9 protein-coding genes are annotated in these 13,958 nt (G+C 42.1%); all 9 read left to right on the forward strand.

The annotated features are described in order from the left end of the window. Positions 1–109 precede the first annotated feature (109 nt). The 9 genes from D3P07_RS00600 to D3P07_RS00640 all read left to right on the forward strand — a co-directional run bounded on the left by D3P07_RS00600 (position 110) and on the right by D3P07_RS00640 (position 13,935). Positions 110–838: a hypothetical protein gene (locus D3P07_RS00600; RefSeq protein ID WP_119798165.1), complete on the forward strand. Its 729-nt coding sequence runs from the start codon at positions 110–112 to the stop codon at positions 836–838. Positions 839–859: 21 nt separating this feature from the next. Continuing rightward, the gene (locus D3P07_RS00605) at positions 860–1,612 is read left to right on the forward strand and encodes a hypothetical protein (RefSeq protein ID WP_119798166.1); all 753 of its coding nucleotides are present in this window, start codon (positions 860–862) and stop codon (positions 1,610–1,612) included. A gap of 91 nt (positions 1,613–1,703) precedes the next feature. Then, on the forward strand, positions 1,704–2,243 hold the full coding sequence (locus D3P07_RS00610) for a hypothetical protein (protein ID WP_119798167.1): 540 nt from the start codon (positions 1,704–1,706) through the stop codon (positions 2,241–2,243). 10 nt (positions 2,244–2,253) lie between these two features. Beyond that, on the forward strand, positions 2,254–2,706 hold the full coding sequence (locus D3P07_RS00615) for a hypothetical protein (RefSeq protein ID WP_119798168.1): 453 nt from the start codon (positions 2,254–2,256) through the stop codon (positions 2,704–2,706). 84 nt (positions 2,707–2,790) lie between these two features. After that, the gene (locus D3P07_RS00620) at positions 2,791–8,043 is read left to right on the forward strand and encodes a phage tail tape measure protein (RefSeq protein WP_119798169.1); all 5,253 of its coding nucleotides are present in this window, start codon (positions 2,791–2,793) and stop codon (positions 8,041–8,043) included. 41 nt (positions 8,044–8,084) lie between these two features. Further along, positions 8,085–8,684 (forward strand): distal tail protein Dit, encoded by a 600-nt coding sequence (locus tag D3P07_RS00625; RefSeq protein WP_119798170.1) that lies wholly within the window; start codon positions 8,085–8,087, stop codon positions 8,682–8,684. A 24-nt stretch (positions 8,685–8,708) separates the two neighbouring features. Further along, positions 8,709–9,344: a hypothetical protein gene (locus D3P07_RS00630; protein ID WP_147384459.1), complete on the forward strand. Its 636-nt coding sequence runs from the start codon at positions 8,709–8,711 to the stop codon at positions 9,342–9,344. Positions 9,345–9,352: 8 nt separating this feature from the next. Beyond that, complete coding sequence (locus tag D3P07_RS00635; protein ID WP_119798172.1) at positions 9,353–9,991, forward strand: phage tail family protein; 639 nt, start codon at positions 9,353–9,355, stop codon at positions 9,989–9,991. Positions 9,992–10,011: 20 nt separating this feature from the next. Continuing rightward, on the forward strand, positions 10,012–13,935 hold the full coding sequence (locus D3P07_RS00640) for a phage tail spike protein (protein WP_119798173.1): 3,924 nt from the start codon (positions 10,012–10,014) through the stop codon (positions 13,933–13,935). The last annotated feature ends 23 nt before the right edge of the window (positions 13,936–13,958 follow it).

The raw sequence follows: 13,958 nt of genomic DNA on the forward strand, positions 1-13,958 counted from the left end.
AAGAGGACATGGCACTGCTATCGATAAGTTGTTGGTATAGCTAGACCAAGAATCTTCCGCAAGTGAAATGGAGTGCTTAAACGGTATATGAAAACGATGTTAATGATTTATGATCCAATACAATAACCTTGTAAAGATATTCGAGGACAGCATAAGTCTGGATCAAGTGGGGACTCTTACATTCCCAACTGTCGAAGACTTCGTGCAATTAGGGGAAGAACAATATAATACATACTTATATCCATATCGGCTCTCCTTGGACATGTTCGATATCAATTCAGAGTATAAGGAAATGCTCTCCCTATTCGATTTATTTTTCACTCCTACCCTTACCGTAACCATTGGCTCTCGCAAGCTTACCTATCTAGAGCTGCTCACCGAGTCCCTGCAATTTTTCTTCAAGGAAGAAGTAAAGTGCTTAATGGAATCATCCAGTCTCAGAATTGGAAAATCAGGCAGCATTGACCGCAACAACTTTGATGAAGTAGCTGCCGCCATACTTCAAGTCACGAATATGGAAAAGATTAAGATCGAACCGCTGCCTGAATTCAAATCGGATCGCCATAAAGATATCTATCTAAAAATTATGGAAGGCCGGTCTCGAAACTCAGCAAAAGATGAACTGAATATGGCTACAGTCATTAATACTGTCATCCATGGAGGCAAATCCTTTATCCCATACGAGACAGTCAAAAAGATGACCTTAAACCAATTGCTTAACAGCTACAAGGCTATTCTGGAAATTGATTCATTCTTTATTAACTTTAATCAAGCCTTAGCGGGAGCAGATTCGAAAAAAATCGATCTCACTCATTGGGCCAACAAAATTAAAATATAACCTTAAAGGAGATTTAAACCTATGAACTATGGAATTAAAGACGCCGCAAATCTAACGATCCGCAAGAAAGCTGATAAAAGCATTTTCCTCTATACTCCATACGCGAATGTAACAACAAATGAATGGACTAGTGATCAAGTATATGCCAATGTGAAAGGCTCCCGTGCCATCCGTTGGGATAATAATAAACAAGGTAAGCTTACCGTCTCGTTGGAAGTATTTGATCTCAAATGGCTTGCTATGCTGGCAGGCGCCGACTGGAGCAAAGGCAAGACGGATATGTTCGTTCGCAAAGAGCTAACTGCGGATGCCGCTAACAGCATTACCCTGCCTTCGACACCGAAAGTCGGCTCCCTCTCTGTCTTCCAACTGCTGGACGATAAGGTATCGCATGGCGAGGAGCAGCTGGTCGGCGATCCAGCGCAAAATGAAAATGAATATACGCTGGCAGGCCAAAAGGTTACTTTGAACGCTGCAACAGCTCCTGAGAACGCTGTGTTTGTTGTTTACTACCAGGCGGAAACAGAAGTAACAGCGAAAACACTGGAGTTCAAAGCGAACAAACATCCAGAGGCTTTCGAAATTATTGGCGATACCTTCATTCGTCCAAAAGACGGCGGCGAAGACGAGTTTGTACAAATGTTTTATCCGAATGCACGTCCAGTATCCAACTTCACGATTACGATGGATTCCGGCAATGTGACGAATTTGGAAATCGTATTCGATCTATTCCCTGATGCCGATCAAAATCTTGCCGTCTACACACTGCTCTAATCATACCTTCTTCGTTTAAGTTTAATCCTAAGAAGATGGCAGAGGATCCCCTCCCCTGCTATCTTCTTTATTATTTGAGGAGTTGAAATTCATGAAGCGAAAATCCAAAAAAATGACGGTTGATCATTTGATTCAAGAAGCCAAAACCTATGATGTACTTAAAAAAGTAACGTTTGAAGATGGCTTATATGCGGAAGTTTATACAAATTTTTCGATTGTCCGAATGGATGATGCCCTGGAGGACTATAGCAAATTCATTGCAGAATACAGCCAGCATCACCCCATAAAAGAAAGAAAAATGATCGACTACATCAACCTTCATATTCTGTTATGGTTCACAACACTTGCTGATCCCGAGCCTTATTCATACGAAGAAAAGGTGCAGCTTTTCGAAATCATTCTAAAAAGCAAGTATGCGGAAACGATCTTCCTGGCCTTGGATCCCCAAGACATTCAAAAAGTCTATCAGCGTATGTTCAAGAAGCTTGAGACGCTTCAGGAGTTGGCCCAATCCAATGCGGAAGTTCGCACCCAATTTCTTGAGAGCCTACAAAGCTTGGATATAGAAAACAAAGATGAAATTATGAATTTGCTGTTAAAGCCGCATTCTGAACCCACAACATCTAAATAGGAGCTCGATTATGAAGAAAATCAAGTTTTATATTCATGAATTAGAGTATGCTATTCTTTTTCTCTATGAACTCAAATTAATCGATTACCATTCCCGGATGAAAACCCGATTCATCAAGCTTCTGACTGAACGTTTCCAGCAATACAAGGACGAGTATTTTGAGCTGGTCAAGGAACATGCTCATTTGGATGAAGACGGAGAACCGCTCCTCATTGAAGACAGCACCCAACCACGATATGACATCAAAGATATGGATAAATTTAAATTGGCCCTTATCCCCCTCCTTGAAGAAGAATTTATCATTGATGTCAACGAACATAATGAAAACATGATGAAAAGCGTTACGAAGTCTATCCTTCATTGCGGCCTATCCTTCGGAGGGCAGGATCAGTTCCTATATGAATCGTTATGCAGCAAATTTGAAGAGTTGTCGGAAGATGATGGCTCTAACTATACGAAATAAAAAATATTAGAATTCGGAGTGGAGAGGAATCGTTCATATTTGACTGCTCCACTTTTTTGAGTCACGAAAGAGGTGTAATCAAATATGTCAGAATCAGATCAAGTTAGGCTAAGTGCCGATTTAAATCGCGATGTATCCGTGCAAAATATTAATAAGAGCATTAAGGCTGTTGAAAGTAATCCCTTACTCAAACAATTTCGAGTGAAAATTGATGTCAACCAAGATGAACTGAATCAATTAATGAACTTTATGAATCCTACAGCTAATCAAGCTGTTATAAAAGATGCGCCTGCAACGGAAACGAAGAAAAAAACGTTGAGTAGTATTAATAAGGGCATCCAGCACATTCCTGCCTGGTTTGAAACTGCACGTTTTCTGCTGGATCCATTAGTAGCTGGAATGAAAGCAGCCATTCAAACTATCGTTCAAGTCGACAATCAGATCATCGAGCTGAAGCGAAGCATGAATGAAGAAACAAACTTCGACAACCTGCTTCTCAAAAGCACCGAACTGGCAAAGGAGCTTGGCCGTTCGCTTACGGATGTTAATCAGGTGATGATCGAGCTTGCTCAGCAGGGCTTTAACGAAGATCAAATGTTAAGCCTTGCGAACTCCGTAACCGTTGCCCAGAATGTCAGCAAGCTTGACTCCAAGGAAGCTATTGATACCATTGCGATCGCAATGTCGGCTTTCAATATTGAAGCTGATAAATCCATAGGAATTGTTGATAAGCTCGTTGCCATTAACTCCAGCTTTTCCGTAGCATCCAATGAACTTGCACAAGCACTGCAGCTTACATCTAGCACGGGAGACGCCTTTGGTGTAACTCTTGAAAACCTGCTTGGGGATGCGACAGCTATCATGCAAGTGACCAAGGAGTCCGGCAACGTCACAGGCGACGCTCTGAATACGATTTACTCCCGGCTGACCACAGTTGAGCCCGCTGTAGATACACTTAAACAACTAGGTATTAACATTACCCAAGCCAATGGCTTGTTTAAATCTTCCACACAAATCTTGGATGAGGTAGCACGTAAATTCGGAACATTGAATGATGAAGCAAAGTTAAATGCTTCTATCACGCTGGCAGGGCAAGACTATCATAGACAATTTCTCGCATTGATGGATAACCGCAATGTTGCACATGAAGCGGCAGCTAAAGCGATGTATTCTGAAGGCAGCGCTATGAATGAACAAGCCTCATATATGCAGTCCTACGAGGGACGAATTGTCCAAATGAAGGCCGCTTGGCAAGAATTTTCGCTTGCAATGGGCAATGCTATCTTAAGTGATTCATTAATTATGATAACTTCCGCGTTAACTGAAATGGCTAACATATTTAGCTCGGTTGTTAGACATATAGGTTTCCTTCCTCCTGTTTTAGGTACAGTCGCAACCGCGCTCGCAGTATTGAGCCCAAATTTCAGAACAGCTACTATTGCAGTTATAACTTTTGGCAACGGCATAAAAGCATTAGGAGTCTCGGCAAAAAGTGCAACGGTGGCTCTCCGTTCATTAGGAGCTGCAACGGTAGTCGGCGCTGTATTTGTTGCAATTGGCTTTGCTCTTGAGGGCCTTATGAAGCTATTCAGCAAGTCAAAGGAATCGCAAGAGGATTACTTTGATTCACTGAAGCAGAATATGAACGAGACGAGCCAAAAGATAGCCAGTTTAAAAGAATTGCAACGGCAATTGCATGACAGCAACAGCTCACAAGAGGAACTACAAAACACTTATAAGCAGCTTGGTTCCATCATGCCTGAAGTGATTAGTCATTATGATAAACATGGCAATATCGTCTATAAGAGCAAAGAAGCGATTGACGAATTAATCAAATCTCAAAGAGAACTTTATGCGCTTCAACAGAAAAATGCAGCTTTTAAAATGAAGGACTCTGTCCCTGGCATAACTGAAGAGATGGAGAAAAGCAACAAAAATAAAAATAAGTTATCCAAACAAGCCAATGAGCAGTTGGCCCGAGAGGAATCTTATACGTTTCTCAAAAAGTTTGGCGATGAAACGAATGTATTCGATTTTACTTCCAATTACCAAGAAGATTTAAAAACGTTAAAAGAAGAATTAAAAAACATTTATAGCAAACACGGATTAGAAGGCTCCATTTTATCTGGCACACTAAGCGAAAATTTTGATTTAAGAAACTTGTATGGAGCAATTGATGAGGACACTTTTAAAAGTATTCAATCTAGACTCTCAAAAATCAATGGCGAAATCGCTGTAGAAACAGAAAACATTAAGAAAAGCACCCATGAGTATAATTACATTCTTAAAACTATTGGCCAAGCAGAAACTATTGATGGCGACCAAAATTTATCTCTATTTTTCAACCAATTGGCTGATGCCTTTACGAAGCATGAATCCTTTGCTACGAAAACTGAAGAAGAGCTCAATGCTTTTGCCAATAGCTATCAATCCACAATAAGCAACGTTGCTGCCTACATTAAAGATAATAAAATAGACATTTCGCAAATGCTACAAACCGGGAATATGGATGAACTTGTAAATGCCTTCCCACAACTATCTGAACATTTCGGTCTGCTCTCAACATCCATACAACAATCTGCCAATACCAGTAAAACTTTATTTCCTGTCTATGACGAACTTAAGAGACATATTGGTAATGTAAGCAGCAAATCAGATGCCGCAGCCAAAGGAATTAGGATTCTCGATGCTCAGATGGACTCTGCCACAGGTGCAGTCAAGTATGTAGGGAAAGTGGTTGATTCCAAGGAAGCAATGGAGGATCATAACCGAAAGCTTCAGGAAACCGTAAATTCGATTTCTAAACTGGAATCTGCTTACAATACGTTACAAAGCGGACAAGAACTCTCACTAAGCTCTACATTAAGTCTTCTTGAAGAATTCCCTGAACTTCTGTCATACGTCGACCAACATACGGGTGCATTAAAATTAGAAGGAAATGTAATAGAGGAAATTGCAAACCAACGCAGAAAAGCACGACTTGAGGAAATTAAAGATCGCCTTGAAGATCTTAAAAGTACCCATAGTGAATTGGAAACCAAGCGTGACATGTATTTGCAGTTTTATCAAGCCATGGCTGGCCATATGCCTGAAAATGTACTCCAATCTACCAAAGATAAAATGTTTACTGCTGAAGAAAAGGCAAAATTCGATGATTATCAAAAAAAAGTGGATCTATTAAATGGGCAAATTGCGGCACTTTCAAAACCAATCGTTTTCAAAAGTCCCTCCGGCAAAGGCGGCTCCTCTTCAACTTCTTCGGTTTCCGATGACCCGAAGAGCAAGGATATTACAGACGCCAAGATAAACTCTATTAACAATCTTGCTCTCACGCAACAGAAGGTAAATGATCTGCTGGAACAAAGCATCTCCAAAGAAGAAGCTTACTCCAATCAAATTCAGAAAACGAGCAAATTAATATCCGGCAAGACAGAAGAAATGAAGCTTCTTCAAGATGCCAATAAAGAGTTGCTTAATGAGCAGAAGCTGCTTGAAAAGGAGAACACCTATAACAAGCCTATCTCCACCTGGTATGATCAGAATGGCAATGCCAGCGAAGAGTTTATTAAACTATACAATAAACTAACCTCAGGAAAAGCCCAAGAAAGCCTTCAGGAACTATTCGATAAATACAAAAAATTTGATGATGCCATTAAATCCAATAAATCCAGTATTGGAGACTTAACCAAAGAGAACGCAAACTTATTAGCCTCTCTGGATGAGCTAAAGCTTGCTTATACGCAAAACTATTTGAACACACGCAATGCTGAGGTCGATACCTATAACCAGAAGCTTAAGAAATCACGCCAGGTTCAGTCCACATATGAGGAGAATTCGCCGCTCTGGATTAAAGAACAAGAAAAACAAATTAAGTTATTGAATGAAAAGAAACAAGCGCTTCATGAAGAAAACAACTGGATACGCGCAAGACAGGAAGCCAATAATTCAGCCAAAAATTCCGAGAAATTAACCACAGAGCAAATCGAACTGCTTAACAAGCAATTGGAAGCAAACTCTGACGCCTGGTACGAAACAGTAACTGCGATTACGTCCGCTACTAAGTCCCTGGATAACTATCGGGAGAAAAGTGCGGACAAAGTGATTGCCGATTACAAAAAAATGCTGGAACAGCAACGCGATCTTGAGCTAAGCGTAATCGACTCACGCATGAATGACGAGGATCAACGTCATAAGCGTGTGATGGACAACTACAAAAATGAACGCGATAGTCTGAAAGAAACTATTGATGCGCAATTAAAAGCATTCAACCGCACCAACGCAACAGAAGATTATGACAGAGAAATTAATAAGCTTCTTGAAGAAGAATCGCAAATTCAAAAGAAAATAAATGAGATTAGCCACAATAATTCTTATGAAGACAAGGCGAAGAGAAACGATCTAGAGGAACAACTAGCCAACGTTCAGGAACAGATTGAGGGTAAGCAACGCGAACGAGGCAGAACGCTCCAAAAGGAAGCTTTGGATGATTTGTTGGAAGACCGGGAACAGCATATCAGTAACCTAGAGCAAACCGAGGATACCCTCTATCAGAAAACAAAAGATAAGCTTAATGATGAAAAGGAACTGCGGCAGATCCATTGGAAATCTGTGCTGGGAAATGAAAGCGAGTTTTATAATCTTAAGCAACAGTTAATGAGTAACGATGTATTGCAAGTGGAATCCGCCTTAACTACCATTCGTGGAAAATATGATGAATTCTTCTCTTACTTACGTTCTAATTCAGGTTTTCTAGGAGAAATGTTCGGCACAATCAATTCCAATACGCAAACGGATTACAAAGATCTTGATAAGATGCCCCTCCCTTCCGCCAATCAAAAGAGCGAAAAGGAAAAAGCTTGGGAAGAATATCTAAACAATAAGAAGAAAGCGGAAGCCATTAAAAATTCATCCGATCCCGAATTCCAGAGACTTAAGGCGATCAATACAGCGCTTCGGGAAAAATGGGGATTCGAAGATGGAAGCTATGAAAAGCTTAAAAATGTTAAAACCTATCATCAAGGCGGCGAAGTTGGCGTTGAAGGTACTACCACGCAGAAATGGTGGGAAGACACGCTGCAATCGAATGAAGAGTTCGCTGTTTTGAAAAAAGGTGAAGTTGTGCTGCATAACCCGCTTTCCTTCATTAAAGATTTACCAATTCGATTAATGAATACCGTAACAGGGCTAGCTTCAAAAACGCAAACCATTGCAGCATCTTCTGGAACCGTCATTGAAAATATAAGCGTGGTGCTGCAAGGCACAGTCCAGGACGGCTCGAACTTCTCCGACCTATTCGTAGATGGTCTGAACCGCAAAGGCATTCGAATTGGTCGTTAATAAATATATGAAATACAAATTTGTTTGTTGGATGTGATGAATTGACGATTTATGATTCAGCTTACTTCACCTTTAATTCTGTACGTTCAAAAGACTTGAGCATGCTTAATGTTACACTTGACGGAAGTATGCAGGAAGAGTATTTGGGAGCTTCGCAATCCATCTTGGAGGACAAAATTAAAGGCAGGCATAAGCCATACTTTCAAGGTATTGAGAAGAAACCGCTTGAATTAACCGTACATTTTGCCTTCGAGAATGGCTGGACTACAGAAGAATTGCGATCTATTAGAAGATGGCTGACGGAGCCAACCTACTATGTTCCGCTCACCTTCTCTAATGATCCGGAAAAAATCTATTATGTTTTATATATTGATGATCCCTACTTGCTTCACAACTCGGCTTCTCAAGGATATGTGACATTACGCTTTCGATGCAATGATTCCTATGCTTACTCCCCTCTTATGACTTCCCCGATCTATGATTGGGCAGAAAATGTGCAGACCATCCGCCATCAAGATTTTTCAGCTGGAGAATTATTGGGGATTGTTCAGGATGCTTCCGGACGTCTCTCTCTCACTCCGGATGTATTTAAGTGGAGTGACCTCCCAGCTAGTGCGGTATGGAGTGACATTTTCAAATAACTTAGAAAGGCAGGTAAATAATCGATGTCAACACTAACGCAAAATCTAAAATTAATTAAACCGGAACTAAGCGATAATGGCCGACAGACTATCTTGGATCTTGCCTCCAACATGGACAAGCTGGATGAAGCCTCTGAGGTATCCTCCCTATCTATTCCGGAATCCGGTTACTGGAACAAGCAAAAGAAAATCTATTACAGCAATCCTCAGATTGGCGGATATGTAGGTGCCGTAAATATTCGTTCTGGTCAAGCCGCGCCAAAATGGTCCTCGCTGCGCCGTGTTGTTGTAGGTGATCCTATTGTTCCGTCGCAAGATAACGGTCATTACTATGTGTGCACCCAATCCGGGCATAGCGCGCCTTATGAGCCAACATGGCAGATCGCAGCCGGTTCCGTGACAGAAGATACAAAAAACAAAGCGGTATGGAGGCCGCAGCAGGTCTATCGCGAAAATGATATCGTCGTGCCGACTTTCCCAAGCGATCGCTTCTATGTATGTACGATAGCCGGCACTTCGGGAGCAAGCGAGCCGAATTGGTCTACCACAGATGGAAATGCAACTAGGGATGCCGGCATCATCTGGATGGCCTATCGGATCGTAAAATGGAAAGAATCCGGTACTGCCGCCCATTTCCGTCCTTTTGGAAAGATTGAGTAGGTGGTCTTATGTTAACCTGGATAGATCTACTCGGTATGAAAGGATATTACCAATCCGAACCCATCATGCTTGCTGTTGATGGTGATGGCGCAATCAATCATATGCACTGGAACGCTAGCGCACCGCCAGATACATCCGTTGTTGTATTCACCTCGATTTCCTATGACGGAGGATATGAGTGGACAGAATGGCTTCAAGCTGTTAATGGAAGCTCCATTCCAGGTATTCTGCCTCACTCGCCAATCGGAGGCTTGATGCTCAGATATCGAATACTTTTAAGTACAGATCATCCTACAGTGACTCCTGTCTTCGGGGATATCACCTTTACGTTTGAGCCTGTTATTGTAGTGGACAATAAAGGAGATACAGAGTGCAAACCAGAGGTTTGGATCACCAAAACAGGTGCTGGTGACTTTGCGCTTACGAACACCAGTCATATGAATAAAGAATTTAAATTCAGACAACTGAATAATAAAGAAACCGTATATGTGAACAACGAGCTGGAGTATATCGAGTCAGACCTCCCCATGGTCTACCGTTACTCTAATTTTAACGATCAATACTTAACGCTCTCGCAGGGAAAAAATGTATTCCGTGTAAAAGGAAATGCGAAGATTCAATTCCGCTATCAATTTAAGCTCATCTAGATTAGAAAGGAGGTGATAACATGCTAAGCCAGCTAGGAACGCTGGATTTATCTCTTAAGCCGGCAAGACCAAGACTCTTTCTAGCCAAACCTAACCGTGAAATCATAGCCAAGCTATCCGAAGTCAGCGGTATCAAGCGAGAGGTTTCCTTGACGGAGCTCTCTACCCTCTCCTTTCAACTTCCGTACTACGTCGATCAAAACAACGAGCTCGTAAGAAACCGGAATGTGGATCTGCTGCGAGAGAGATATCATTTGAAGGTTGTGACGGAGCATGCAACGGATTGGTATATCATTACAAAGGTCAATGAGAGTACGGGAGATCGGGGAGATTCTAAAAGCGTTCAGTGCATCCATCTCCCCCAGGAATTGAATGACAAAATAATCGGCGGCTACAAAAAAGATTCTCGAAACGCTAGACAAGTGCTGGAAGATGTGCTTTCACTCACCACCTCCTGGAGTATTGGTTATATGGATGCGGATTATGAATTGTCCTATCGCTCTTGGGAGTTCCCGGATAATACGCTGCTGGATGCCGTCTTTACAATAATGGAGAAATACAATGCCATTGTGGAATGGGATACCGAGCAGCGTAAGATCAATATGATTAAGCCTGAGCTGCATGGAACCAATAAGCTTGGCGTATTCTCCCATCAGAAATACTTAAAATCCGTTGACAAAGAATCCAACGCCGAGATCGTCGTCACGAGATTGCGGCCAATCGGAAAAGAAGGTATGGGCATTGAGCGGCTTACGCCGAGCGGAAGCCCTTATCTGGAAGATTTCAGCTACTGGATGTATCCATTCGAGCGCGACTCTAAGGGCACTACGGTCCAGCCAAGCTACTTTATGAGTGACGAGCTATGCCATGCTTTGTTAGATTATCAGCAGTTGCAAGAAAGCTATAAAGGCCAATTCGGTGCTCTAATTGAAATGGGAGATGAATATGCCCGGACGCAAGCCTCAAGAAGAACGGAATTGAATGTGCTCAAAAATGAACTGGCCGCCATTACTCAGATTCAGCTTGGGCAGCAATTCAATGACAAGATGTTATTTGATCAGTCTACATTCAACGGCGGTGTGAAGACTGTAAAATTCCAGATTGATCCCAAACATCATTATGCAGTACTGATCAAGTTGTCCGACAGTTCGAACAAGACCGTTTCGGTGAATAACATACCGGTCGCTCTTTCGGGAGGCAAGTGGGAGCTTACTCGGAAGCTATTGGGAACCGGGGATGTCAGCGTCTCCCTCTCCGGATCAGGACAAGCTGAATTATTTATCCAGGTAGCCAACATCACCAATGCCGAATATAGTGCTTCCAATAATGGCCCTGCCATCATCAACAGATATAATTTTGATCATAAGAAAAGTGAAATCGCAGATAAAGAAACTGTGATTCAGCAAATTCAAAACCAGCTAAACATCATTGATTCGGAAAAAAGTCAAATTCAAGAAGCTCTTTCCTTGCAGCAAAATTTCAGCCCTGAACTGATTCGAGAGCTTGATACTTTTATTTTTGAGCAAAAGTATGTCAACGAATCTCTTATTGAGGCCAAGGACATTTTAGAAGAAGGAAAAAAGAAATTTGAAGAATTCCGCATGCCACAGCTTCACTTGAAAATGGATATCGTCAACTTCCTGGAATATCTGGAGGAACAGCGGAACTGGTCCAAGCTTCTGCTCGGAGATAAAGTAATCGTAAAATACGACGTCTTCAACATGCTGATCGAAGCAAAAATCGTCAAAATCGACTTCGATTACGAAAGCTCCAATATCAGTCTTACTATAGCCAACTTTAAGGACTTGTCTACCAATCGATCTATGTTGGAGAAGTATATATACAACTCCAACAAAACAACCACAATTGTCAATGATCATAAGGACAAGTGGAACCAAGCCATTGTCGATAACAGCGATTTCAGCCGTATATTCGATCAATTCTGGGACAAGGTTACGAATCAGATTAATATGGCTGTTAATCAAACGGTCCATATTGGCGACAACGGCATTACCGTCTATGATACGCATGATCCTTTACGATTTCTGCGAATGACGAATGGAGCCATTGGACTCACCCGAAGCGGCGGATTGCGTTATGAAACCGCGCTTACTCCAGACGGTATTATTGCTGAGATGGTACTAGGGAAATTAATTTTAGGCCAACGGGTGACGATCGGGGATGAGAACGGCATCTGGCTGACAGAAGGCCCTAAGACTACCATTACCGATCGATGCGGCCGTGTGGCTATGAAGCTGGGATTGTATGAAGAAAACCCGGACAAATTCGGCATGGTCATTCATCGCTATGACGATGTGACCCCATGCTCCTCCACCCTGCTCAACCGAATTATCACCAATTCTGAGGAAGGGTTTAAAATACAACAATGGGACGGCCGAGAGTTTAAGGATAAGTTCTATGCCGATTTGAATGGTCTTCTCTTCGCTGAAGACATGACTGCCAAACGGTTACGAATCGTATCTGGGTCGGACGAGCTTATACTGGATAGCTATACCAAATATATGAACATCGGCAAGTTTGACGAGATTATTCTTGACGGCAAGCTTACCGCAATTGAAAAGCTGCAGGTTCTGGGAGAACGTACTCGCATCATCTCCGAGTATCAGAAGCTGCTCGATCAAGCTAATACCTATAAGCAAACCACTCGCGACACCAGTATTCGGATCAATACCGACGCCTTTACAAGCAGCTATCAAGCATTGCTGCTCTACCTGGCTCCCCTGCTCACGAATATGGATGAGACCTCTGAGATTGATCGGGATGAATTCATAGCCAAATTCAAAGCGTACTATGATGAAGTAACTGCAATCATCAATGCCATTAATGACTCCATCAAGTACTCTTCCGTTCAATTTGGATCAATGTTCAACAATGTGCTGATCGACTACGCTACTGGAATTACGGTAACCCGCAGTGACAACTTGTATCGATCCGTGATGAGCGGCACCCGAGGATTTGCTATACAGCGAAACACAGCTTCAGCTGATAAACCTCAATGGTCGGATGTCTTCTGGGCTGACTTAAACGGTATTGTCCATGCTCAGGGAATTAGAATTAAAGATTCATTTATAACGGATGGCGGTATCGAAGGCTCATATATCATATTACGTGACGGCTCTAATGGAGTTATGAAGCTTTATCCTTCTGAAGGTCTATGGGCAGGAGCGGAACAGGCTGCTGATGCTCCCTTCTGGGTTTCCCCGAAAGGAAAGCTCAAGATCGCAGGTAACGGCGGCTCTGTTCTTATTGATACGGAAGCAGGAATTATGAACCTGAACAATATCAATGTCATTGGCACGGGCCGAATTGAAGCCGATTCCATTATTGTGAATACGGCTATCGCAGGTATGGGGGTTATATCGAACCTATCCGTGAACAAGCTGATTACATTTGATAAAGCAGATACCGTGGGAACGGTAGCCGATTATATTCATATTGAAAAGAATAAGTTAATGCTCAAGACCGGTATAATTGATAGTCGTACGCAACTAAGCTCCAATGAGAAGCTATTGTTTTGGACAGATTCAAGCAAATCAAAAGCCACCACAGATCCCACTCCCTTTCCGATATGGCAGTTAGAGGTTAAAGACAAAGATAAGTTTATACTGGGATTTGAAGGCAGCGGCAACGATGGCATTCCATACATCCATATGGGACTAGGCGATGGAGTCAATGGCGACAGTGGTAAAGGTATCATCCGAAAGCCCAACGGCCAATGGAACTTTGTCTACCAGAACAACAATTACGCAAGAGAACGAAGATTGCTGTTTCTGAATGATGGAATGGAAATCTCTGTCGAAACGGGATTTCTTGAGATCAAGCATGACAGCGGAAGTATGATCAAGCTCAATAGCAATGGCTCGATCGATATTAACGCGAATGGCGCGATTAATTTCTCAGGCACTCAGTATAATTTTAAGTAGTCTAATAGATAGTTTTATCTTAA

It is taken from the genome of Paenibacillus sp. 1011MAR3C5, from assembly GCF_003591485.1.
Classification (GTDB): Bacteria; Bacillota; Bacilli; order Paenibacillales; family Paenibacillaceae; genus Pristimantibacillus.